The following is a 22,906-nucleotide window of genomic DNA, read 5'->3' on the forward strand; positions in this document are numbered from 1 at the left end:
GGAGGGCCCGCCTCAGGCGGCGGGAGGAGGAAGAACGAGTGCGTCCGAATGCATGATCGGCAGCCTAGGTGGCCCTGCCCCGCGCCGACAACTCCTTTTCGGCGTCGCCCCCGCCACTGGTCACCGGCCCGTCCGAGCCCTTGGCGGGCGTCGACGACTGAGCGATGAACGCGCCGAGCAGCACCACCGCGCCGCCCACGAGCTGCGGCGCCGACAGGTGTTCCCCGAGCAGGATCCATGCGAGGACGGTCGCGATGACTGCTTCCAGGCAGGCCACGACGCCCGCGACCTGCGGGGAGAGCCGACGCACGGCCAGCACACCGGTGACGTACGCGAGGACGGTGGCGACGAGCACGATCCAGACCAGCAGGTATCCGGCGGCGACCGTCGTGCCGTTCATGTTCGCGCCGCCGCCGAGGACCGACCAGTCCATGCCCCAGGGGCGTGCGACGAGCGTCAGCACGATCGCTCCGACGAGCAGGCCGTACGCGATGACGCCGAGCGGGTCAGGGGCCTGGTCGCCCGCGTCGCCACCCTGGTCGGACAGGACGAAGTAGCCGACCTGGCAGCAGGCCGCGCCGAGCGCGAGCAGCAGTCCGAGAAGGTCGAAGCTCAGCCCCGACCACACCTCGACGACACAGGCGAGCCCGCCGACGGCGAGTACGACGCCGAGCGCGGCGGCTCGCGTCACCGGCCGCCGCTGCACGAACCGCACCCAGCCGAGGACCAGCGCCGGTGCGAGGTACTCGACGAGCAGTGCGACCCCGACGGGGATTCGGGAGATCGCGGCGAAGTAGCAGGCCTGGACGCCGGCCACGGCCAGCAGCCCGAACCCGGCGAGCAGCGCGGGGCGCTCGCGCAGCAGCCCCCGGTGGCGGACGGCGAGCGGCAGCATCACCACGGCGGCGCCCGCGACGCGCAGCCACACCACGTGGAGCGGGTCGAGGCCCGCGTCGATCAAGGGCTTGGCCGCGACACCGGATCCCCCGAAGGCGACCGCTGACACGAGCGCGAGGCCCAGACCGACGCCTCTTCCCTGGTTCCTCTGACTGCTCTCAGACGTACGCACCGGCACATGATGACAGGCGACGACAGGAGCGTCACCCTCAATGACACCTGTCTCGACGGCTGGACGCACACGACTGCGGACGTATCCCTGGAAACCGCCCGCGGCACAACCCTGGAGCGTTCGTCGCCCCTCAGGCTTCGACGCCGGGCTCCACCGCGGCGTCGAGACGGGCCCGTAGCGTCGTCACGTCGACTCCCGCCCGCTCCAGCACCTCCACGGCCCGGGACTCGGGATCCGCGACGATGGCCGCGAGCAGATCGATGCCGTCCGCCGGTTCGCCGCCTCGCCGCGCGGCGAGCGCGCACGCGTACCCCATGGCGCCGGCCGCCACCGGGGACCAGCCGTCCTCCCGTACGGTCGGCACGGCACCGGAGTCCTCCACGCCGCTCTGCCAGCGCAGGCCGTAGCCGATGCTGCGCTGTACGAGATAGCCGAGCAGGCGCGGGATCTGAGGGCCACCGTCGAAGACGGCGCGCGCCTCGGAGTCGGACTCCAGGAGCGTATGCAGCAGATGAGCCGTGTCGATCTGCCGGTCTCCGTCCCGCAGCGCCCTTCTGCGCGCACCGGCGACCACCGCCGCCAGCTCCTCACTGAGCCCGGCCTCGATGTCCATACGCTTCAGGCCATGATCGGCGGCCTGCTGCCGGGGAATACGGGGTTGCACACCCTTACCCCATCAGCCCCTTCGAGCCGAGTCATCCTCGGCGGGAAGCATTTTCGCGTCCGACACAAGTTGGGCAGGCGTAGGCGGATTCTCCTCCTTACGGATGACATCACGCCCTTGTCCCTGACGGAGCGCGCGCCGCCTTGCCTCGCGCCCCACGCGCGACCCCCTGCTCCGGCGCACGTCCACGGGTCCTAACTTTCTGACGGTTCATCAGTATTGAATGTTGCGGGCCCTGCGGCTACGTTCCGCGACACCGTAGCTGCGCCCGGCGCAGCGCCTGACACGAAGGGGTGGTCGCATGGCCGAAGTCAGCGCGGAAGCACGGATCGAGGCGCCGGCCGAGAAGGTCTGGGCGCAGCTCACGGACTTCTCCTCCTACGGGGAGTGGAACTCCACGCACACCAGCTTCCCCAAGGGCGGCCCCGAGACCCTCGAAGTCGGCGGCACCTTCGAGGAGCACATGAAGCTGATGGGTTTTCCCGCTGAAGTCGACTGGACCATCGAGCAGTTGGAGCCCGCCCGTACGCTGGCGATCCGCGGCAAGGGACCGATGTCCGTGACCGTCGCCACGCGCTACACACTCACCCCGGAGGGCGAGTCCGCCACCAAGGTCCGTATCGACGGGGAGTTCACGGGCGCCGCCGTCTCGCTGATGGCGGGCAAGCTCAAGGACTCGGCAACGGGGGCCCTCAACGAATCGCTGCGCAAACTGGGCGGGTTGGTGACCTAGAACACCGAGGACCAAGTCGCCACAGAGCCGGCCACCCCATGCCGAAGGGGGGCACTTCGCTGTCGAAGTACCCCCCTGTACGGGCCGTCGGACCGTGAACACCGGCCCTCACCCCGTCAGTCCTCGTCGGCGAGGATCAGATACAGCTTCTTCCGAGCGTCGTTGATGACGGACAGCGCCTTCTCGCGCTGCTCCTTGCTGCCGGTCTTCCAGACCTGGCCGAACGCCTCCATCAGACCGAAACCGGCCTGCCGGATGTCGCTCAGCGCCTCCCAGTCGACCCCGCGCCCGGCCTCTTCCCAGGGCGCTTCGGGACCCTCGTCGGCCGCGGTGCGGCCCGACTCGGTGAGCGAGAACAGCTTCTTGCCGCCCTCGGTCGCGCTGGTGATCAGACCTTCGTCCTCCAGCAGTTGGAGGGTGGGGTACACCGAGCCGGGGCTGGGCTTCCACGCCCCACCGCTGCGCTCGGCGATCTCCTGGATCATCTCGTAGCCGTGCATGGGCCGGTCCTTCAGCAGAGCCAGGATCGACGCGCGCACGTCGCCGCGCCGCGCCCTGCCCCGCGGACCGCCCCGTCCGCCACGGCCACCCCAGGGTCCCGGACCGAAGCCCGGCCCGAAGGGACCGAAGGCGGCACGGCGCCCTTCGAAGCCTCCCCGGCCATGCGGGCCGGGTCCACCGTGTCCATGTCCAGGACCAGGCCCAAAGCCCGGTCCGAATTCCTCTCCATGGGAACGCATCGCAATCACTCCATTCCATCGTTGATCGGTCGCGATGCGTCAACGATATATCGGAATAGCTCGCCTGGCAAGCCCCTCCCACGCGCGCACCCCGACCCGAAACAGCCCGCTCCCGGTCCACCCACTCCGAATTGGCCTTGGCCTGCGGCTTCGATCCAGCCCTAGCGTCAGCTCCATGCGGATTCGAATCGTCGACGCCTTCACCGACCGCCCCTTCGCCGGCAACCCGGCCGGGGTCCTCCTCCTCGACGCCTTCCCCGAGGACGCCTGGCTCCAGAACGTGGCCCTGGAGGTCAATCACGCGGAGACGGCGTTCGCCCACCCCCTCCCCGCGGGCGGCGAGGCCGACTGGGCGCTGCGCTGGTTCACGCCCGTCACCGAGGTCGCCATGTGCGGCCACGCGACGCTCGCCACCGCGCACGTACTGGCCACCACGGACGCCGCCCGGGGGCTCGTACGGTTCGCCACCAGGAGCGGCGTACTGACCGCCACCACGAACGACGACGGCTCCATCACCCTGGACTTCCCGACCGCCCGGCTCACCCAGGTCGAGGTCCCGGCGGGCGTGGCCGAGGCTCTGGGCGCCGAGCCGCTGACCACGCACGACACCGGCCCGAGCGTCGGCGACCTGCTCATCGAACTCACCGACGAGAAGACCGTCCGGGGCCTCGCCCCCGACCACAAGGCCCTCTCCCGGTACTCCGAGCGCGGCATCATCGCCACGGCCCGCGCCGAAGACCCCTCACAGGGCTATGACTTCGTCTCGCGCTGCTTCTTCCCGAAGATGGGCATCGACGAGGACCCGGTCACCGGCAGCGCCCACACCGCGCTCGCCCCCTACTGGTCCGAACGTCTCGGCCGCCCCGACCTCACCGGCCTCCAGGCCTCCCCCCGCTCAGGCCTGGTCCACACCCACCTCCGCGGCGACCGCACCCTGCTCACAGGCCGCGCGGTCACCGTCATCGAGGGCGAACTCCACGCGTGAACAGCACGGAAGGGGCGTACGACATCCCGTACGCCCCTTCCAGATCCGTAGCGTTCACGCGGTGGGCAGCCACCCCACCTTGCCCGCCAGAAGCGCGTACCCCACAAACGCCCCGATGTCGAGCAGGGAGTGGGCGACCACCAGCGGTCCGACACGGCCCCAGCGGCGGTACAGGTAGACGAAGACGACGCCCATGACCATGTTCCCAACGAACCCGCCGATGCCCTGGTAGAGGTGGTACGAGCCGCGCAGCACGGAGCTGGCCATCAGCGCGGTGCCCGGCGTCCACCCCAACTGGTCGAGCCGGCGCAGCAGATACCCGACGACGATCACCTCTTCCAGGACGGAGTTCTGCACCGCGGAGAGGATCAGCACCGGATACTTCCACCACACATCGGGCAGCGATTCCGGGACGACGGTGAGGTTGAAGCCGAGGCTGCGGGTCGCCAAGTAGAAGGCGATCCCGGTACTGCCGATCACCGCCGCGATCGCCGCACCACGGCCCAGATCCGGCCACGGACGGCTCCGGTCGAAGCCGATGGTGCGCATCCCTGCCCCCTCGCGGAGCAGAAGGTGCGCGACGAGCAGGACCGGCACCAACGCCGAGGTGATTCCGAACAACTGCCAGGTCAGATCGAGCCATGGCCGCCCGGGCGCTGCCGAGGCGTTCAGGTTGGCCGCCTGATCCTTCAGTCCCCCGGGTTTCGTCACCGATCCGACAAAGCTGATCAGCGCGGAAACTCCGCTCGCACCGAGCGACACCCCCAGCACAAGCAGCATCTCATCGCGAAAAACTCGCCGCGCCGGCCGCTCCACCGGATAAGAATCGGCCACCGACCCCGCCTCCGACTGCACACGTGCCTCCAGTTGTGTCATCCCGTCTCGTCCCCATCCCAGCCCCGCACCGTACGGCTCACGGATCAAGCAGGGGGAGGGCACCACCGCATGGGACGTCACAGCTTGCCCGACCAGCACGGGAGCAGGACAGCCGACCCCCTTCCGCGCGAACGGCGGCGCTTGTTCTCGCCGTCGTCGGGGGCACCGTGGCGGCGATCGAGGATCATCGAGGATCGAGGCCGACCAGATCGCGAAGGCAGCGGGGTCGCGAGCTCACACCAGCGGGATCGCCGGCTCCGGCAGCCCCACCGGCCAGGTGTGCACCGGCTCACCGAGGTGCATCAGCTCGCAATAACGTTTCGTCGTGGCGGCCAGCGCCGCCTCCCGGCCCATGCCGGTCTCCAGCGCCCGGTGGAACGTACTGGACTGCCAGGCCGCCCCGTTCATCCGCCGCCTGCACCGCTCCTCGATCACACCGAGGTAGAGGTCCCGGTCGGCCGGCTCGACGCCCCACGCGTCCAGGCCCGCCTCCGCGAGCGGCAGCAGCTCGTCCCGCACCAGCTGCACCGCGGGCACCCGCGTCGTCCCGCCGTACCGGCCGCGCCGCGGCCACTGAAGGTGTGCGTCGATGCCGTACCGGCACGCGTGGTCGAAGTTGGCGGCGGCGGCCTCGAAGGGCAGCCGCGTCCACACGGGCCGGGCGTCCTCGGCGAGGGCGCGTATGAGCCCGTAGTAGAAGGCCGTGTTGGCGATGACGTCGGTGACGGTGGGACCGGCGGGCAGTACACGGTTCTCGACGCGCAGATGCGGGACGCCGTCGTCGATGCCGTACACCGGGCGGTTCCAGCGGTAGATGGTGCCGTTGTGCAGCACGAGTTCGCCGAGCCGGGGTATCCCGCCGTCGTCCAGGACCCGCTGCGGATCCTCCTCGTCGCAGATCGGTAGCAGCGCCGGGAAGTAGCGCAGATTCTCCTCGAAGAGGTCGTACGCCGACGAGATCCACCGCTCCCCGAACCAGGTGCGCGGACGGACGCCCTGGGCCTGCAACTCGGGCGGACGGGTGTCGGTGGACTGCAGGAACAGCGGCGGCCGGGACTCGCGCCACAGTTCACGGCCGAACAGGAACGGGGAGTTGGCGCCGACCGCGACCTGTACGGCGGCGATAGCCTGCGCAGCGTTCCACACGTCGGCGAAACGGCCGGGCGTGACCTGCAGGTGCAGCTGCACGGAGGTGCAGGCGGCTTCGGGCGCGATGGACGCGGAAGTGCAGCTGAGCCGCTCGACGCCGTCGATGTCGAGTGTGAAGTCCTCGCCGCGGGCCGCCACGATCTGGTCGTTGAGCAGGGTGTAGCGGTCCACGTCGGAGAGGTTCGCGGAGACCAGGTCGTCGCGTGCGAGCGTGGGCAGAATGCCGATCATCACGATGCCCGCGTCGACCTCGTTCGCTTTGCGATGGGCATATGCGAGTGAGGTCCGCAGCTCCTCGGCGAGGCGGTCGAATACCCGGCCTCCCAATCGATGTGGGGCAATGTTGACTTCCAGATTGAACATGGCGAGTTCTGTTTGGAAATCACGGCTGGCGATACGTTCAAGTACTTGAGCGTTCATCATGCGCGGCATGCCGTCCGGGCCCGCGAGATTGAGCTCGATCTCCAGGCCCATGAGATTCTTCGGGCGGTCGAACCGCTCCTCCGCCAACAGCCGCGCCAGCCCCGCCAGACACTGCCGGAGCTTGCCGCGGTAGCGCTGGCGATCGGACAGGCCGAACGACGCTGCCTCGACCTTCTCCCCCATCGAAGCGTCCTTCCTCGACTGGGCAGCCCGACGAACCGGCCGCTGACGTCCCGGGTCACGGGGGATGATGCCCAGGCAATGCGATCGATAACGTCCTGGACAGGCCTGTCGCGCGCTACTCTGAACGCAGGCCGTCCGGGCACATTCACGCGGCATGAGGCAATGCACGGTTTTTCGCCGAGCAGTGACTTCGTCTCTACCGAGTTGCGGTCTCGTGAAAAACGCCGACGACTTTCGGCCGACCGTTTCGGTGACGAATGCCGAGGTCGTCGCCGGGCACCTCTGGAGAATCGGGATCAAAGGCACTTATCGACGGCTGAATGGTGCCTTGCCCTTAATCCGCGCAACGGCTAGACGAAACACTGTCCGAACACGGGTCGTATAAACTTCGCGAACGAGGCAGAGAGTCGGCGCTCGCGGTCGTTGGCCCTGTCGTCACAGTGACGTCATTCGCCGGAAGGTGAGCCGCGCGGCGTCTGATGCGTGCGATCGCAAAGCGACAGCAGATCCTCGATGCGAGCGTACGCGCCAGACGCCGCGCGACAGGCAGCACGGTGACCCACAGGCCGGGCCCCCGCCCCTCTGCCCCGAGTGCTGACAGCGTCGTCCGCCCCCGCCCTCGCGCCACCTGTGCCTGTCGAATGAGAGGCGACCCACCATGCCGCTGCATGTCCCTCCGGCTCCCGCGCCCGCTGTACGTACCGTCCTCACGGCCCTCGGTTCTCCCACCGCCGTCCGCGAGGCGCCCACCCCGTCCCTGCGCAACGCCCAGGGCCCCGCGACACCCGACCTCCCGCTGCCCGTCCACGTGCTCGACCGGATCACCCCGGCGGGCGCCTCGGCCACCCGTCTCGCGGGGTGGCGCTTCCTCATCCGCTGCGGTGGGTCCGCCGTAGCGGCTGCCGAGACCAGGCTGACCCCCGACGGCTGGGCCTTCTCCCACTTCTTCGAGGGTCCGTACGTCTCCGCCACCGAGCGCGCGCTGCGCCAGGCGGAGGCCATGACGCAGTCGTACCAGGCCCGCCTGCTCTCCGTACCCGAGCTCTACATGCTCACGCTCTGGCTGCACGGCGACTGCACGGCCGACGGTGCCGAAGGTCATCCCGCCGCCACCGATCTCCTGGTGCCCCTGGCGCCGGCGCCGCCCGGCATCGCCTCGCACCGCCCTCGCCGCGTGGCCGAACTGCTGCCCGTCCTGACCAACCGGCTCACCCCCGCCGCCACTCCCCCGCTGCTCGGCTCACCCGCCTGAGCACACCTCGGCTTTCGTGCCCCGCAGCCCCACTCCGGCCGCGGGGCACAGTGCTGCACACAGTGACGCGGCGCGGACACAGCGCACGCCCGGCCCGTTCGGACTAGCCCTATCCGACCCCCTGGAACCACCCGAACGGACGGCCCGGTTGGAATGAACCATCCGCACGGGTGGTGCGTCATCAACCTGTGAGAAGCGCCACCGTGAAATCCCTGCGGATTGACGTTTATACGGCAACACTGGGTTCCGTACCGACTGACAAACGGGGGGCGGCCATGAACACCACATCGAGCCGCAGCACAGACAACAAGACGATCACCGACCTCACTACCCAGACTACCCAGCGAAAGATCCCACCAATGTGCCAGCACCAGCCACCGTGTCCGACAGCCGACTCCGCCGACCGGGAAGCAGCGCACCTCGTGGCGCACCACCCGGAGCAGGGATGGAGCCTGCTGTGCAACGGCGTCCTGCTTTTCGAGGACACCGGTGAGCTCCTGCCGGACGGCCGGATCATCGACCCGCACCGACCGATGATCAGCGCGCAGGTGGTGACCGCCGCCTGAGCCGCGCGGCGCATCACCGGCGACGCCAGGCACGCTGCTCGGACATATGAGGGGCCGGCCCCGGGAGATCCCGGAACCGGCCCCGACGTATGTCCGGACGCGATGACGCGGCTACTCGTCGTAAACGTCCATCGGCGGGCAGGCGCAGACCAGGTTCCGGTCGCCGTACGCCTGGTCGATCCGCCGCACCGGCGGCCAGTACTTGTCCGCGGCCGACACCCCTGCCGGGAAGACGGCCTCCTCACGGCTGTACGCGTGCTCCCACGCACCGCCGAGCACGGCCGCCGTGTGCGGAGCGTTCCGCAGCGGGTTGTCGTCCGCCGGCCACTCGCCCGAGCCGACCTTCTCGATCTCCGCACGAATGGCGATCATCGCCTCGCAGAACCGGTCGAGCTCGGCCAGATCCTCGCTCTCGGTCGGCTCGATCATCAGTGTCCCGGCCACCGGGAAGGACATCGTCGGCGCGTGGAACCCATAGTCGATCAGTCGCTTGGCGATGTCGTCGACGCTCACGCCGGTCGCCTTGGTGAGCGGCCGCAGATCGATGATGCACTCGTGCGCCACCAGCCCTCCGGGGCCGGTGTAGAGCACGGGGTAGTGCGGCTCCAGCCGCTTGGCCACGTAGTTCGCGCTCAGCACGGCGACCTGCGTGGCCTGCTTGAGCCCCTCCCCGCCCATGAGGCGTACGTACGCCCAGGAGATCGGCAGGATCCCGGCCGAGCCCCAGGGAGCGGCCGAGATCGGGCCGACACCCGTCTCCGGGCCTGCGGCGGGCTGCAGGGGGTGGTTCGGCAGATACGGCGCCAGATGCGCGCGTACACCGACCGGGCCGACGCCCGGACCGCCGCCGCCGTGCGGGATGCAGAACGTCTTGTGCAGGTTGAGGTGCGAGACGTCACCGCCGAAGCGGCCCGGCTTGGCGAGGCCCACCAGCGCGTTCAGGTTGGCGCCGTCCACGTACACCTGACCGCCCGCGTCATGCACCTGAGCGCAGATGTCGGCGACGTGCTCCTCGAAGACGCCGTGCGTCGAGGGGTACGTGATCATCAGCACCGCCAGCTCGTCACGGTGCTGCTCGATCTTGGCGCGCAGGTCCTCGACGTCGATCTCGCCGTCCTCGGCGGTGTTCACGACGACGACCTTCATGCCGGCCATGACGGCGCTCGCCGCGTTCGTGCCGTGCGCGGAGGACGGGATGAGGCAGACGGTGCGCTGCTCGTCGCCGTTCGCGCGGTGGTAGCCGCGTACGGCGAGCAGGCCGGCCAGCTCGCCCTGTGAACCGGCGTTGGGCTGGAGCGACACCTTGTCGTAGCCGGTGACCTCGGCGAGCTGCTCCTCCAGCTCACGGATGAGCGTGAGGTAGCCCTGCGCCTGCTCGGCGGGCGCGAAGGGGTGCAGCTGCCCGAACTCGGGCCAGGTGACCGGCTCCATCTCGGTGGTGCCGTTGAGCTTCATGGTGCAGGAGCCGAGCGGGATCATGCCGCGGTCGAGCGCGTAGTCACGGTCGGCGAGGCGCCGCAGATAGCGCAGCATCGCGGTCTCGGAGCGGTGCTGGTGGAACACCGGGTGCGTGAGGTACTCGTCGGTGCGCAGCAGCGCGGCGGGCAGCGTGTCCGCGGCGGAGGCGTCCAGCGCCTCGACGTCACCCTCGACGCCGAACGCGGTCCAGACGGCACCCAGTTGGGTCCGCGTGGTGGTCTCGTCGCAGGCGATGGACAGCTGGTCGGCGTCGACGAGACGCAGGTTGACCCCGCCCTCGCGCGCGGCCGCGACGATCTCGGCGGCCCTGCCCGGCACACGGACGGTGAGTGTGTCGAAGTACGCCTCGTTCACGACCTCGACTCCGCCCGCCTTCAGACCGGTGGCGAGGATCGTGGCGTACCGGTGGGTGCGCTGCGCGATCGACCTGAGGCCCTGCGGGCCGTGGTAGACGGCGTACATCCCGGCCATCACGGCGAGCAGCACCTGAGCCGTACAGATGTTGCTGGTCGCCTTCTGCCGGCGGATGTGCTGCTCCCGCGTCTGCAGGGCGAGCCGGTACGCCTGGTTGCCGTCCGCGTCCAGCGAGACACCGACGAGACGGCCCGGCAGGTTGCGGGCGAACTTCTCGCGCACCGCCATGTATCCGGCGTGCGGCCCGCCGAAGCCCATCGGTACGCCGAAGCGCTGCGTCGTGCCGACTGCGATGTCGGCGCCGAGCTCGCCCGGCGAGGCAAGCAGCGTCAACGCCAGCAGATCGGCGGCGACGGTGACGATCGCGCCCAGCCCGTGCGCCTGCTCGATGACGGGCTTGATGTCCCGTACGGCACCGGAGGCGCCTGGGTACTGGAGGAGCACGCCGGTCACGCCGCGCTCGGCGACCTCGGCCGGAATGCCCTCGCCGAGATCCGCAACGACGACCTCGACGCCGATCGGCTCGGCGCGCGTCTCGATGACGGCGACAGTCTGCGGCAGCACGTCGGCGTCGACGAGGAAGACGCCGTTCTTGACCTTGCCCACACGTCGCGACAGCGCCATGGCCTCGGCAGCGGCGGTGCCCTCGTCGAGCAGCGAGGCACCCGACGTCGGCAGACCCGTGAGGTCGGCGACCATGGTCTGGAAGTTCAGCAGCGCCTCCAGGCGGCCCTGCGAGATCTCCGGCTGGTACGGGGTGTACGCGGTGTACCAGGCCGGGTTCTCCATGACGTTGCGCAGGATCACCGGCGGCGTGAACGTGCCGTAGTAACCGAGCCCGATCATCGAGTCGAGGACCTCGTTACGGTCTGCGAGGGAGCGCAGTTCGGCGAGGACCTCGGCCTCGGAGCGCGCGGCCGGCAGCGCGAGCGCCTCGGCATCCTTGATCACATCCGGCACCGCGGCGGCCGTCAGCTCCTCGAGCGAGCCATATCCCACCTGCGCGAGCATCTTGGCCCGGGCCTCGGTGTCGGGCCCGATATGGCGCTGCTCGAAGGGGATTCCCCGTTCGAGCTCGGAAAGCGGAATGCGATGGGCGGTCATTTACGGAGGCCTCCTGGTCTGACACGACCTTCGAGGGCACCACGGAGCGGTGCCCGGACGGCCTCCCCCTCTGTCATCTCAACCTGAGAGCTTCACCGGCCCGCCGGTTGTACGGCGTCCCGACTTTCACCGTCGGTGAGAGCGGAAGCCGTCGACACCCGCTCTGCTTTCCAGAGTGGCCTCGTCCGCGCGGTACGTGGGCCTGAGAGATTCCGGGGAGGATTTGCTCCTTCGGCGCCTCCGATGAAGCCTTGGAGGACTCTCCCGCACGGGGTCAGCAGCCGTTGACAGCGTACCAGCGGGCATCCCCCGAGTGGCCGCCCACCGCAAAGTGCTCTTTCGTAGTGCTTACGGATGCGTAGTGCCGCGTAGTGCTGACGGATGAGTTGCGACCAGCTGGAGGGCCCGTGCAGACCGACATCGATCCGCGCAACCTGATCGGCCGCAAGGCGTTCGACCGCAACGGCCACAAGATCGGCACCGTCGACGAGGTCTATCTCGACGACGCGACCGGTACGCCGGAGTGGGCGGCCATACGCACCGGCCTGTTCGGCAGGGACGCCTTCGTGCCCCTGGAGCCCAGCGAGCTGGTCGAGGGCAGCTTGCGGATCCCCTTCGACCGCGCCCTGGTCAAGGACGCCCCCGACTTCGGCGTCGGCCGCCACCTCTCCCCGGAGCAGGAACTCCAGCTCTACCACCACTACGGCCTCGACGTGACACCCCCGCAGCCCCCTCCACCAGACCGCGACTTCGGTCACCTGGCAGGCTCGGACGAGTCCTGAGCGGGCTTGCCTAAGTCCGGCGCGGTATCCGCGCCCCAGGGAGGCCGCAGGCCTCCTTAGGGGCGCGGGGCTGTATCGATTTGCGGCTCCGCCGCGATGGGGGTCCCCCCGCTCGAGCGAAGCCGAGAGTGGGGGAGCGACCAGCCACAACGAACGGTGTCTCGAACCGCACCGTGACCCGCCCGATGCCACTGCCCTGCACCCACCCGTGCCCGAACTCGGCATGTCGCACGTCATGCCCCGCGGACCACCGCCGCACGGCGGGCGCCTCCTGCTCTTCGGCCGACTCCTCCGCCTCGTCCTGCGTCTGATGCTCCGGCTCATCCGCGTGAGCCCGGGCCTCGGCCTGCGCCTGAACTTGCGCGAAGAGATCCTCCTGCGTGTAGTCGGCGAGCCCCGACACCCCAACCCCCAGCAGCCGTACGCCGCCGGTGGTGTCCACGGACTCCAGCAGCCGCGCGGCCGCCTCCCGCACCACCGAGAGGTCGTCCGTGGGGCCCCGCAGCGTCTCGGAACGGGTCAGCGTCGAGAAGTCGTACCGCCGCACCTTGAGCACAATGGTCCGTCCCGACAGATGCGCGCCGCGCAGCCTTCGCACACACCGGTCGGCGAGCCGCTGCACCTCCATCCGCACCCGCACCCGGTCGTGGATGTCCACGTCATACGTGTCTTCGACGGACACCGACTTGGTGTCCCGCTCAGCCACCACGGGCCGCTCGTCGTGCGCCAGCGCCATGGCGTACAACGCGATCCCGTGGGCCTTCCCGAGGAGCCGTACGACCTCGTCCTCACCCGCCTCGGCGATCTCCCCGACTGTCGTGATCCCGCCTCGCCGCAGATGGTCCCCGGTGGCCGGCCCCACCCCGGGCAAGATGCGCACCGACATGGGAGCAAGCAGTTCCCGCTCCGTCCCCGGCTCTATCACCACCAGACCGTCGGGCTTGGCCTGCTCGGAGGCAATCTTCGCGAGCATCTTGGAGGCGGCGAGCCCCACCGACCCGGTCAGCCCGGTGACGACCCGGATGTCCGCGCGCAGCTTCGCCCCCGCCAGCCGCGCCGAAGCCTCGTCCCAGGCTGCTCCCCCGGCCTCCAGATCGACGAACGCCTCGTCCAGGCTCAGCGGCTCCACCAGCGGCGACAACTCCCGTAGCAGCCCCATCACCTGCTCGCTGATCTCGCGGTAGAACCTGAAACGGGGCACCAGATACGCGGCGTTCGGCGCCAGCCGTCGCGCCTGCGCCATGGGCATCGCGGAATGGACCCCGAAGACCCGGGCCTCGTACGAGCAGGTCGCGACCACACCCCGCGGCCCGAGTCCACCCACGATGACCGCTTTCCCGCGCAGGCTCGGCTTGGCTGCCTGCTCCGCCGAGGCGAAGAAGGCATCCATGTCGAGATGCAGGATCGTGGGCGCGGTTCTCACATATCCGATGCTGCCCTACGCCACTGACAATGCCCCCATACGCAGGAGCCTCGCCCCCAGTGCGTAGGACCCTCGCCCCTCCGACCGCTCACTCAGACCGCGCGGTTGCGACGCCGCGCCAACTCGTCCGCGGGATGGTGTCCGACGAGCGTCTCGCCCGTGTCGACGCGCTCCCCGTGCAGTTGCGAGAGCGCGCTCTCCACGTCCCGCCAGACCACACCCACGGCGATCCCGAAGATCCCCTGCCCGCCCTGGAGCAGTGCGTGGACCTCGTCGGGTGAGGAGCACTCGTACACCGTCGCCCCGTCGCTCATCAGCGTCATGCGCTCAAGGTCCCGAAATCCGCGCTCCCGCAGGTGCTGGACCGCGGTACGGATGTTCTGCAGCGCCACACCCGTGTCGAGAAACCGCTTGACGATCTTCAGGACGACAACGTCACGGAAGCTGTACAGCCGCTGCGTCCCCGACCCGTAGGCGGGCCGCACACTCGGCTCGACGAGGCCTGTCCGAGCCCAATAGTCCAGTTGCCGGTAGGTGATACCCGCTGCCGCGCAGGCCGTGGGACCGCGATAGCCGATCTCCTCGGACGCCACCCCGCCACCGTCCGGCACCGCCGTCGGCCGCTGCTGCGGAGCGTGATCGGCCGCGCTGCTCTGATGGGAGTACCCCTTGCTCGAGCGGAGCCGCGAGCTGGGGGGAGGGTACGGGCCGCTCTCCACCGGACTGCGTCCGGGGGCGCCCTCAGCCGTACCGTCGCCGCTGCTTCTCACGCCGACCTCCGTCCTTGACCTGCCTTCTCGACGGTAGGCAGTCACCGGGGGTGCGTCAACGACCACCGCACTCGGCACGCCGAGTGATAATCACCCTAGGAGTGGTTTCCCGCGCTCCACCGCCGGGAAAGGCTAGCCGAATGCTCTCGGCGCGACCGCCGCACGCCCTGTCGTCCGGCGGTCCCGGAGGGTCACTGGATATTCGTCCCGAAGCCGGGGCACTGGTTGTGGAGGTCAGGCCGGGTCACTGGCTGTTGGTCCCGAAGTCCTCGGGCGAGATCTGATCGAGGAACTCGCGGAACTTCTCCACCTCGTCCTCCTGCTCGTCCGGAATCGCGATCCCCGCGTCGTCCAGCACCCCGTCGCTGCCGTAGATCGGCGTCCCGGTGCGCAGCGCCAGCGCTATGGCGTCGGACGGCCGGGCGCTGACCTCGACTCCGCTGGCGAACACCAGCTCCGCGTAGAACACACCGTCCCGCAGGTCTGTGATGCGCACTTCGGTCAACTCCTGGCCGACGGCCTCCAGCACGTCCTTGAACAGGTCGTGGGTCAGCGGTCGCGCGGGAGCCATGCCCTGCTGTGCGAAGGCGATCGCCGTCGCCTCCCCCGGCCCGATCCAGATGGGGAGGTAACGGTCGCCTCCCACTTCACGCAGGAGCACGATCGGTTGGTTGGAGGGCATTTCGACCCGGACACCTACGACGTCGAGCTCGTTCACACAGCAACCCTAGGCCGTGCTCGGCATCTTTGGGTAGTCGAGCACGGAACGCGCGGCCGATCCGGCCTCGAGTTCAGGGCAGCCGTACTCCGAGCGCGGACTGCACCAGCGCGGCATGCAGCTTCACCGCCAGCCCCGCCAGCTCCTTGGTCCGCGCCTCCGCGTGTGCCCGGGTCTGCGGATTGCGGTGCAGGCGCAGCGGGGCGACGACCTGGTCGACGAGTCCGGCCTCACGGTCGGCGGCGGCCTTCACGGCGCGCAGATGCCGCGGCTCGATTCCGGAGCGCCCGAGTTCCACGACAAGGCCGGCCACAGTCACCGCCTCGGCGTCGTAACCCCCATCCGGCAACGGCATGATGAGCCCGTACGACTCCCACTCGTCGAGCTCCTGCTCACCGATCTCGGCGGCGGCCAGCAGCTCGGCCCGCCCGATCCGCGCCGCGGTGGGTCCCTCCGGTTCGTCGACGGCCTCCCCGTCACGCTGCCGCCCCAGCGACGGCAACTGCACCGCCTCACCGCGCTCCACGGCGTCCAGATGCTCGCGGATCACCTTCAGGGGCAGATAGTGGTCCCGCTGCATCCTCAGTACGTGGCCCAGGCGCTCGACGTCTTCCGGGCTGAACTTCCGGTACCCCGACGGCGTCCGCTGCGGCTCGATGAGCCCCTCCGACTCCAGGAAGCGGATCTTGGAGATGGTGACTTCGGGGAACTCGTCGCGCAGCACGTTCAGCACCGTGCCGATACTCATCAGCCCACTGGCGGCGGCGCCGTTCCCGGCACCGCCGCTCGGTGTTTGAAGCATGGCCCTTCCCTGGGGTCCCCCCGGACGGATTCTGGGGGAGGGTCAGATTCCCCGCTGGCTCGCGTAGAAGACCAGCCTGTACTTGCCGATCTGCACCTCGTCGCCGTTCGACAGCGGGACGGAGTCGATCCGCTCCCTGTTGACGTACGTGCCGTTCAGGCTGCCGACGTCCGCCACCGTGAACGTGCCGTCCGGCTGCCGACGGAACTCCACATGACGACGCGACACGGTCACGTCGTCCAGGAAGATGTCGCTCTGCGGATGACGGCCCGCCGTGGTCAGGTCGCTGTCCAGCAGGAAGCGGCTGCCCGAGTTGGGGCCGCGGCGCACCACCAGAAGTGCCGAGCCGAGCGGCAGCGCGTCCACAGCTGCCTGCGCCTCGGGAGAGAGCATCGGCATCTGCGTCTGGCCGGTGGCCTCGGCGTCATAGGCCTCGAGGCCCGAGATGGAGATCGTCGAGGTGGTCTCCGACGGACGCTCGGCGGACGCTCCGGCCCGCAGCGGCGCGCCGCAGTTGGAGCAGAACCGGCTGTTCTCCGCGTTGCGGTTCCCGCACCTCGTGCACACCAGGGCCGACATGGACGGATCCTCCTGCCGCGGCTGTCCTGCCTGGGCATTGGACGCGTACGGATCGGGGGAGAACCCTCCACCCGCACTTGAGGTTGACGGTTCCCCGAAACCTATGCGGCCGGACTGGGCAGGGTCAACAGACGGCGCGCCCTGACCACCGGGAATGTCACCGCCCTGGCCACCGAGCTGATCTCGGAACAGCGGGCGGTCCCCCTGCCCTTCGGCATCTTCATGGCGCGATGCGCGATGCCGGGCAGTGGCACTGTCGCTGCCTTCTTTCGCGCTCTTGCCAAACCACTTCGCAAACAACTTCACGGGCGATTCCCCTTGACCGAAACAGACCCGCCCGTGGGGCAGGACGAACCCTGATTACACACAGCGGTCGAGCCAGACATCCTCACAACGTCCGCATCCACCAGACAGTTTCCACCACGCACCACCCATTCGGTGCGTCGACCCCCCGCAACGTCATGCCCTCGACGAGTGGCCCGCATGCGCCCTCGCCTCATGGGGAGGACGACCGAGCGTAGTCAGGCTGCTTCGCCGGTCGCAAGGCGTCCACAACGATCCTGTCGGAGCGCTCCACCGTGACGGTGGCCTGCTCCTTCTCCAGAGTCTGCACCACCCCGCCGGGGATGTTGAGCGCCGGTTCGAGGTCCTGCGGCCTTCCGATGACCTTGAAACGATAGGGCGGGCTGATCTTGTTCCCGTCGACGCTCACTCCACCTCCGCTCGCGTCCGTCAGATAGGTGCTGGCGACCACCCGTACGCCATTGACCTGGATCGCCTCCGCTCCGGCTGCGCGCAGCTCCTGGATCGCGTCGAGCAGCATGTCGGCCTCGACCGTCCCCTTCGTGTCGTCGATGGTCAGCGTGATGCCGGGTCCCTGCGCCGCCACCGTGCCCGCAAGTATGCCGAGCTGCTTCTCCTTCTCGACTGTCTGCTTGCGGGCCTCCTCGGCCTGGTCCGAACTGTTCTCCAGCTCGGTGCGCTGATCTTCGAGACCCCGTTTCTCCTCTTCCAGACGCTGAGTACGGTCGTCCAGTTCATCGAGGATGCGTACGAGATCTTCCTGACGCGCCCCGCGCAGGGCGCCGTCGCCGTCGCTGTTGGACGCCACCTGAACAGCCAGGCCGAAGCCGAGGCCGAACAGGAGGAGGGCGACGATGAACTGTGCACGTGAAAGGCGTGGCGGCCATAGACCGTTCACCAGCCGCTGACGACCGGACAGGGTCGGCCCGGCCTGCTCCGGCTCGGTCTCCGGTGCTTCCGAGGCTTCGGTTTTCGGCGTCTCCGGAGCCTCGGTTCTCGACGCTTCCGGCGCCTCAGCCGGCACCTCTTCGGGCAGCTTCTTGCGCAGCGGGTTCTCAGGGGCCGACTTGGGGGCCTTCTCAGGGGTCTCGTCCTGGTTGCTCATCGGCCTCACGCCCGGAACACGTGCCGACGGATCGCCGCGGCGTTGGAGAAGATGCGGATGCCGAGGACGACCACGACGCCCGTGGACAACTGAGCACCGACGCCGAGCTTGTCGCCCAGGAAGACGATCAGCGCGGCCACCACGACGTTGGACAGGAAGGACACCACGAAGACCTTGTCGTCGAAGATGCCGTCGAGCATCGCGCGCAGCCCGCCGAATACGGCGTCGAGCGCCGCGACCACGGCGATCGGGAGGTACGGCTCGACCACCGCCGGAACTTCCGGCCGAACCAGCAATCCAGCCAGGACTCCCACGACGAGGCCCAGTACGGCGATCACGATGTGCCCTTCTCTGTGCTCGGCTCTGCTGTTCGTACGATCACGCTCGGCGCGGCGGGCAGCTGGACGTCGTCCTCGACGGAAAGGGCGGTCCGGATCCCGAAGTTCTCGTGCAGCGCCTGCAGGTACAACCCGTCAGCACTGCTCTGGAACTCGCTGCTCAGCCTCTTGCCGTCCCCCACCGCGAGCACCGTGTACGGCGGCACCAGCGGCTTGTTGTCGACCAGTATCGCGTCACCCGCCGCTCTGATCGCGGACAGCGCCGTCAGCCGCTGCCCGTTGATCGAGACGGCTTCGGCGCCCGATGCCCACAAGCCGTTGACGACCCGTTGCAGATCGCGATCCCGTACGCGCCCCGTGTCGGAGAAGCCCGACGTCTCGCGCGCGTCTGAGTCACCGCTCTGATCGGCTTCCTTCGCGTCGTCCACGACCAGCTTCACGCCGGGACCGTGCACTTCGACCGCTCCGGACAGGATGCCGACCAGTTCGCCCCGGTCGCCGCCGTGTTTCTTCAGCGCCTCGCGCTGCCGAGCACTCACATCGTCGCGCAACTCGTCGACACTGTCCTCGATCTTGTCGGCCACCGCGGTCTCACGGTCGATGCGGTCGATGAGTTCCTCGCGCTCCTTGGCGACGACGGGAGCCGCTATCCGCGCCTGTGCCGCCCCCACAGTGACCACCAGGGCCGCGAGTACCAGGCCGACCGCGAGACCGAGCTTCGCCCGCAGCGTCTTCGGCATGCCGCCGGCGTTCTCGGCCTTCTTACGGGCGGCCGCCTCCGCGTACCCCTCGTCCAGGCTGTGGTCCATGACGTTGGTGAGCAGCGACATGGAGGCGTCCGGACGCGGAGGGCGCGTGGGGGTGCTCCGAACGGGGGGGTACTGCGGCATGCCGCACATCGTCGCACGTCGCGACCGCTACCTCCGAACGGCCCCACCGACGTGCCGAACGGGCCCCATGGGGGGGCACCGTTCGGCACGCACGCGTGCTCAGCGCCCGGCGCTGTCCACCACGGACGACCATTCGTCGAGCAACGCCTGGGCGGACGCGTCGTCGGGCCCCTCGGCCCACAGATGCGTGACCGCCTCCGCCGGATCCGGCAACACCATCACCCAGCGCCCGTCGGTCTCCACGACCCGTACGCCGTCGGTCGTGTCCACGAACCGATCACCGGCCGCCTCCACCACACGTCGCATCACCAGGCCCTTGACAGCCCAGGGAGTCGCAAGATCGCGCTTGAGGACATGCGCCCGCGGAATCCGCGCGTCGATCTGGCTGAGTGTGAGTTGTGTGCGCGCCACCAGACCGATGAGTCGTACGAAGGCCGCCGTGCCGTCGAAGACACTGCTGAACTCCGGCACGATGAACCCGCCGCGCCCATCGCCTCCGAAGATCGTCGAGTCGTCACGCCCGACCCGCGTCAGATCGTCCGGCGAGGTTGTCGTCCAGTCGACCTGAGTCCCGTGGTACGCCGCCACCTGCTCGGCGATCCTCGTGGTGGTGACCGGCAGTGCCACCCGCCCGCTGCGCCGCTCGGCAGCCACCAGGTCGAGCATCACGAGCAGCGCCCGGTCGTCCTCGACAATCCGCCCCTTCTCATCGACGAGCGAGAGCCGCTCACCAACCGGGTCGAACCGCACCCCGAACGCGGCCCGTGCCGAGGCCACGATCTCTCCGAGCCGCACAAGCCCCGACCTGCGCGCATCCGCCGTCTCGGTGGGCCTTGACTCGTCGAGACCGGGGTTGATGGTCAACGAGTCGACACCGAGCTTGCCCAACAGGCTGGGCAGTACCAGTCCGGCGCTCCCGTTCGAGGCATCCACGACCACCTTCAACCCGGATTCAGCGATCCCGGTCGTGTCGACGTTCCTGAGCATGGAGCCGGTGTACGAGTCGAAGACGCTGGCCGGAAAGTGCAGGTCCCCGATCTCGCCCGGGAACGCACGCCGGTACTCCTGCCGCGCGAAAACCCGGTCCAGCTTGCGCTGACTCGCCTGCGACAGATCCGCTCCGCGCCCGTCGAAGAACATGATGTCGACCGAGTCCGGAACCCCCGGCGTCGTCCGGATCATGATCCCGCCGGCACTGCCCCGAGCGGTCTGCTGCCGCGCCACCGGCAGCGGTACGTTCTCCAGGTCCCGTACGTCGATGGCGCTGGCCTGCAGCGCCGAAATGACCGCCCGCTTCAGCGCACGAGCACCCCTGGAGTGATCGCGGGCGGTCGTGACCGTGGAGCCCTTCTTGAGCGTCGTCGCGTAAGCCCCGGCGAGGCGCACCGCGAGCTCCGGCGTGATCTCCACATTCAGGATTCCGGACACCCCGCGAGCTCCGAAGAGATGTGCCTGACCGCGGGACTCCCAGATGACCGAAGTATTGACGAAAGCGCCGGCCTCGATGGTCTTGAACGGGTAGACGCGCACGTTCCCCTGCACGATCGATTCTTCGCCGACGAGGCACTCATCACCGATGACGGCGCCGTCCTCAATACGCGCGGCACGCATGATGTCGGTGTTCTTTCCGACAACACAGCCGCGCAGATTGCTGTGCTGGCCGATGTACACGTTGTCGTGAAGAACGGCCTTGTGCAGAAAGGCCCCGCTCTTCACCACGACGTTCGAGCCGACAACGGTGTGCTCACGTATTTCGACGCCGGCCTCGACTTTGGCGTAGTCCCCGATGTACAGCGGCCCCCGCAGCACTGCATCGGGATGTACCTCAGCGCCCTCGGCTACCCACACACCGGGCGAGATCTCGAAGCCGTCGAGCTCGACATCGACCTTGCCCTCCAGGACGTCGGCCTGCGCCTTCACATAACTCTCGTGTGTACCGACGTCCTCCCAGTACCCCTCGGCGATATAGCCGTAGACCGGCTTGCCCTCCTTCATCAGCTGTGGGAAGACATCACCGGACCAGTCGACGGGAACATCAGCCTCGACATAGTCGAAGACTTCGGGCTCCATGACATAGATGCCTGTATTCACGGTGTCCGAGAAAACCTGGCCCCAGGTCGGCTTCTCGAGGAAGCGCTCGACCTTGCCTTCTTCGTCGACGATGGTGATGCCGAATTCCAGCGGATTGGGGACCCGCGTCAAACAGACAGTGACAAGCGCTCCCTTTTCCTTATGAAAATTGATCAACTCGGTGAGATCGAAATCGGTCAGAGCATCACCGGAGATCACAAGGAAAGCGTCGTCCTTCAACGCCTCTTCGGCGTTCTTGACGCTGCCGGCAGTACCGAGTGGCTTCTCCTCATTGGCATAGGTGAGCTCCATTCCGAGCTCTTCACCGTCGCCGAAGTAGTTCTTGACGAGCGAGGCCAAGAACTGGACAGTTACGACGGTCTCGTTGAGCCCATGCCGCTTGAGCAGCCGCAGCACATGCTCCATGATTGGGCGATTGGCCACGGGCAGGAGCGGCTTGGGCATGCTTGAGGTCATAGGACGAAGGCGTGTGCCTTCGCCTCCGGCCATCACGACGGCCTTCATGTCGGAAGCGTCCTCCTTGAAGAGATGACGGTCTAGCCGACTTCGCCCATCCAGATTGTCCCGCACATTACGTCTGCGGGCCATCAGAGGCCACTACGACTGCCCATTTGGCGAGCTCAATCGGCCATGGCGTCCGCGCGGACAAGGCGGCGGACCTGAACCACGTAGAGGATCCCTGCCCACCAGTAGAGCGTTGTACCCCATCCTGCGAACGCCCATCCGAAAATAGCAGCGAGTGACGCGATCCATCCACTTCCGTCACTGAGCAACAGCAACGGGAAGGCATACATCAAGTTGAACGTAGCTGCCTTCCCAAGGAAGTTCACCTGCGGCGGCGGATAGCCGTGACGCCTGAGGATGCCCACCATCACCAGCAGAACCAGCTCTCGCGCCAACAAGACGGTCGTCAGCCACAACGGCAGAATCTCGCGCCAGGTGAGACCGACCAAAGTCGACAGAATGTAGAGCCGGTCGGCCGCGGGATCCAGTAGCCGGCCGAGACTGCTGATCTGGTTCCAGCGCCGGGCGAGCTTGCCGTCCAAATAGTCGCTGATCCCGCTCAGCATGAGCACCAGCAGCGCCCAGCCGTCGCTCTTGGGCCCGCCGAACTCAGGCCAAAGGATCAGCCACAGGAAGACGGGGACTCCAACAAGACGCGCCATGCTGAGGATGTTCGGGATGGTGAGGACCCGGTCTGTCTGGACGCGGGTCTCTTGGACCTCCACCCGGGGCCTCCTGTGGGAACGTGCCGACGTTGCGACCTGACCTTACCCGCAGGCATCTCCCTGCGGCGCGGAGGGGGTTCGGGAAGCATCCTGGAAACAAAAAAGCTCTGGTCCTCGGACTTATCGTCCGAGGACCAGAGCTCCAAAGATTGTTCGGCGGTGTCCTACTCTCCCACAGGGTCCCCCCTGCAGTACCATCGGCGCTGTGAGGCTTAGCTTCCGGGTTCGGAATGTAACCG

At 68.3% G+C, this 22,906-nt stretch carries 21 protein-coding genes, 1 rRNA gene and 1 riboswitch; of the genes, 5 read left to right on the plus strand and 17 right to left on the minus strand.

From position 1 onward, the window contains the following. Nucleotides 1–64 precede the first annotated feature (64 nt). Nucleotides 65–1,075: an EamA family transporter gene (locus tag OP79_RS38180; RefSeq protein WP_033327083.1), complete on the minus strand. Its 1,011-nt coding sequence runs from the start codon at nucleotides 1,073–1,075 to the stop codon at nucleotides 65–67. Nucleotides 1,076–1,199: 124 nt separating this feature from the next. After that, nucleotides 1,200–1,733 carry a Clp protease N-terminal domain-containing protein gene (locus tag OP79_RS38185; RefSeq protein WP_033327085.1) on the minus strand — a complete coding sequence of 178 codons (534 nt, stop codon included), beginning with the start codon at nucleotides 1,731–1,733 and terminating at the stop codon, nucleotides 1,200–1,202. Nucleotides 1,734–2,034: 301 nt separating this feature from the next. On the opposite strand from OP79_RS38185, the gene OP79_RS38190 reads away from it, so the two are divergent. Further along, nucleotides 2,035–2,466, plus strand: a complete 432-nt coding sequence (locus OP79_RS38190) for a type II toxin-antitoxin system Rv0910 family toxin (RefSeq protein ID WP_033327087.1) — start codon at nucleotides 2,035–2,037, stop codon at nucleotides 2,464–2,466. Nucleotides 2,467–2,582: 116 nt separating this feature from the next. Here OP79_RS38190 and OP79_RS52630 read toward each other — a convergent pair whose 3' ends face one another. Beyond that, nucleotides 2,583–3,206 carry a PadR family transcriptional regulator gene (locus tag OP79_RS52630; protein WP_078492267.1) on the minus strand — a complete coding sequence of 208 codons (624 nt, stop codon included), beginning with the start codon at nucleotides 3,204–3,206 and terminating at the stop codon, nucleotides 2,583–2,585. A 175-nt stretch (nucleotides 3,207–3,381) separates the two neighbouring features. On the opposite strand from OP79_RS52630, the gene OP79_RS38205 reads away from it, so the two are divergent. After that, nucleotides 3,382–4,191 carry a PhzF family phenazine biosynthesis protein gene (locus OP79_RS38205; protein ID WP_033327093.1) on the plus strand — a complete coding sequence of 270 codons (810 nt, stop codon included), beginning with the start codon at nucleotides 3,382–3,384 and terminating at the stop codon, nucleotides 4,189–4,191. Between the two features lie 54 nt (nucleotides 4,192–4,245). Here the strand turns inward: OP79_RS38205 and OP79_RS38210 are convergent, their stop codons facing one another. Both OP79_RS38210 and OP79_RS38215 read right to left on the minus strand, forming a co-directional pair. Further along, the gene (locus tag OP79_RS38210) at nucleotides 4,246–5,046 is read right to left on the minus strand and encodes a CPBP family intramembrane glutamic endopeptidase (RefSeq protein ID WP_033327130.1); all 801 of its coding nucleotides are present in this window, start codon (nucleotides 5,044–5,046) and stop codon (nucleotides 4,246–4,248) included. A 255-nt stretch (nucleotides 5,047–5,301) separates the two neighbouring features. Further along, a complete protein-coding gene (locus OP79_RS38215; protein ID WP_033327095.1) occupies nucleotides 5,302–6,822 on the minus strand; it encodes a glutamate-cysteine ligase family protein in 1,521 nt (506 codons plus the stop codon). 658 nt (nucleotides 6,823–7,480) lie between these two features. Between OP79_RS38215 and OP79_RS38220 the strand changes: the two genes are divergently transcribed. Next, nucleotides 7,481–8,074 carry a hypothetical protein gene (locus tag OP79_RS38220; RefSeq protein WP_033327097.1) on the plus strand — a complete coding sequence of 198 codons (594 nt, stop codon included), beginning with the start codon at nucleotides 7,481–7,483 and terminating at the stop codon, nucleotides 8,072–8,074. Nucleotides 8,075–8,433: 359 nt separating this feature from the next. Then, nucleotides 8,434–8,640 carry a DUF5999 family protein gene (locus tag OP79_RS38225; RefSeq protein ID WP_033327099.1) on the plus strand — a complete coding sequence of 69 codons (207 nt, stop codon included), beginning with the start codon at nucleotides 8,434–8,436 and terminating at the stop codon, nucleotides 8,638–8,640. 111 nt (nucleotides 8,641–8,751) lie between these two features. Here the strand turns inward: OP79_RS38225 and gcvP are convergent, their stop codons facing one another. Beyond that, on the minus strand, nucleotides 8,752–11,637 hold the full coding sequence (gene gcvP, locus OP79_RS38230) for an aminomethyl-transferring glycine dehydrogenase (protein WP_033327101.1): 2,886 nt from the start codon (nucleotides 11,635–11,637) through the stop codon (nucleotides 8,752–8,754). A 180-nt stretch (nucleotides 11,638–11,817) separates the two neighbouring features. Next, nucleotides 11,818–11,914: riboswitch (glycine riboswitch) on the minus strand. A 130-nt stretch (nucleotides 11,915–12,044) separates the two neighbouring features. Between gcvP and OP79_RS38235 the strand changes: the two genes are divergently transcribed. Further along, nucleotides 12,045–12,419: a PRC-barrel domain-containing protein gene (locus OP79_RS38235; RefSeq protein WP_033327102.1), complete on the plus strand. Its 375-nt coding sequence runs from the start codon at nucleotides 12,045–12,047 to the stop codon at nucleotides 12,417–12,419. A 10-nt stretch (nucleotides 12,420–12,429) separates the two neighbouring features. Here OP79_RS38235 and OP79_RS38240 read toward each other — a convergent pair whose 3' ends face one another. The 11 genes from OP79_RS38240 to rrf form a co-directional block, all read right to left on the minus strand. Further along, nucleotides 12,430–13,842, minus strand: coding sequence for a DNA polymerase IV (locus tag OP79_RS38240; protein WP_078492269.1), 1,413 nt, complete (start codon nucleotides 13,840–13,842; stop codon nucleotides 12,430–12,432). Between the two features lie 92 nt (nucleotides 13,843–13,934). Continuing rightward, a complete protein-coding gene (locus tag OP79_RS38245) occupies nucleotides 13,935–14,612 on the minus strand; it encodes a MerR family transcriptional regulator (RefSeq protein WP_078492270.1) in 678 nt (225 codons plus the stop codon). 244 nt (nucleotides 14,613–14,856) lie between these two features. Next, complete coding sequence (locus OP79_RS38250) at nucleotides 14,857–15,330, minus strand: bifunctional nuclease family protein (RefSeq protein ID WP_033327106.1); 474 nt, start codon at nucleotides 15,328–15,330, stop codon at nucleotides 14,857–14,859. Between the two features lie 73 nt (nucleotides 15,331–15,403). Further along, nucleotides 15,404–16,132 (minus strand): transcriptional regulator FtsR, encoded by a 729-nt coding sequence (ftsR, locus tag OP79_RS38255; protein ID WP_033327108.1) that lies wholly within the window; start codon nucleotides 16,130–16,132, stop codon nucleotides 15,404–15,406. A gap of 42 nt (nucleotides 16,133–16,174) precedes the next feature. After that, nucleotides 16,175–17,059: a zinc-ribbon and FHA domain-containing protein gene (locus OP79_RS51115; RefSeq protein WP_245685596.1), complete on the minus strand. Its 885-nt coding sequence runs from the start codon at nucleotides 17,057–17,059 to the stop codon at nucleotides 16,175–16,177. 148 nt (nucleotides 17,060–17,207) lie between these two features. Beyond that, the gene (locus OP79_RS38265; protein ID WP_033327112.1) at nucleotides 17,208–18,119 is read right to left on the minus strand and encodes a DUF881 domain-containing protein; all 912 of its coding nucleotides are present in this window, start codon (nucleotides 18,117–18,119) and stop codon (nucleotides 17,208–17,210) included. A gap of 5 nt (nucleotides 18,120–18,124) precedes the next feature. Then, nucleotides 18,125–18,457: a small basic family protein gene (locus OP79_RS38270; RefSeq protein WP_033327114.1), complete on the minus strand. Its 333-nt coding sequence runs from the start codon at nucleotides 18,455–18,457 to the stop codon at nucleotides 18,125–18,127. Continuing rightward, nucleotides 18,454–19,356 carry a DUF881 domain-containing protein gene (locus OP79_RS38275; RefSeq protein ID WP_106972582.1) on the minus strand — a complete coding sequence of 301 codons (903 nt, stop codon included), beginning with the start codon at nucleotides 19,354–19,356 and terminating at the stop codon, nucleotides 18,454–18,456. Before OP79_RS38275 ends, OP79_RS38270 begins: the two co-directional genes overlap by 4 nt. A 90-nt stretch (nucleotides 19,357–19,446) precedes the next feature. After that, nucleotides 19,447–21,942: a mannose-1-phosphate guanyltransferase gene (locus OP79_RS38280; protein WP_033327117.1), complete on the minus strand. Its 2,496-nt coding sequence runs from the start codon at nucleotides 21,940–21,942 to the stop codon at nucleotides 19,447–19,449. Nucleotides 21,943–22,058: 116 nt separating this feature from the next. Continuing rightward, a complete protein-coding gene (gene clsA / locus OP79_RS38285) occupies nucleotides 22,059–22,667 on the minus strand; it encodes a cardiolipin synthase ClsA (RefSeq protein ID WP_033327119.1) in 609 nt (202 codons plus the stop codon). Between the two features lie 151 nt (nucleotides 22,668–22,818). Further along, nucleotides 22,819–22,906 (minus strand): 5S ribosomal RNA (gene rrf, locus OP79_RS50725); the annotation flags it as partial.

Source organism: Streptomyces yerevanensis (assembly GCF_000716805.1).
Taxonomy (GTDB): domain Bacteria; phylum Actinomycetota; class Actinomycetes; order Streptomycetales; family Streptomycetaceae; genus Streptomyces; species Streptomyces flaveus.

Excerpts from the sequence above, each read along its gene's own strand:
- OP79_RS38190 (WP_033327087.1), top strand. The coding sequence starts at position 2,035 with ATGGCCGAAGTCAGCGCGGAAGCACGGATCGAGGCGCCGGCCGAGAAG.
- OP79_RS52630 (WP_078492267.1), bottom strand. The coding sequence starts at position 3,206 with ATGCGTTCCCATGGAGAGGAATTCGGACCGGGCTTTGGGCCTGGTCCT.
- OP79_RS38205 (WP_033327093.1), top strand. The coding sequence starts at position 3,382 with ATGCGGATTCGAATCGTCGACGCCTTCACCGACCGCCCCTTCGCCGGC.
- OP79_RS38215 (WP_033327095.1), bottom strand. The coding sequence starts at position 6,822 with ATGGGGGAGAAGGTCGAGGCAGCGTCGTTCGGCCTGTCCGATCGCCAG.
- OP79_RS38220 (WP_033327097.1), top strand. The coding sequence starts at position 7,481 with ATGCCGCTGCATGTCCCTCCGGCTCCCGCGCCCGCTGTACGTACCGTC.
- OP79_RS38225 (WP_033327099.1), top strand. The coding sequence starts at position 8,434 with ATGTGCCAGCACCAGCCACCGTGTCCGACAGCCGACTCCGCCGACCGG.
- gcvP (WP_033327101.1), bottom strand. The coding sequence starts at position 11,637 with ATGACCGCCCATCGCATTCCGCTTTCCGAGCTCGAACGGGGAATCCCC.
- ftsR (WP_033327108.1), bottom strand. The coding sequence starts at position 16,132 with ATGCTTCAAACACCGAGCGGCGGTGCCGGGAACGGCGCCGCCGCCAGT.
- OP79_RS38265 (WP_033327112.1), bottom strand. The coding sequence starts at position 18,119 with ATGAGCAACCAGGACGAGACCCCTGAGAAGGCCCCCAAGTCGGCCCCT.
- OP79_RS38275 (WP_106972582.1), bottom strand. The coding sequence starts at position 19,356 with ATGTGCGGCATGCCGCAGTACCCCCCCGTTCGGAGCACCCCCACGCGC.
- OP79_RS38280 (WP_033327117.1), bottom strand. The coding sequence starts at position 21,942 with ATGAAGGCCGTCGTGATGGCCGGAGGCGAAGGCACACGCCTTCGTCCT.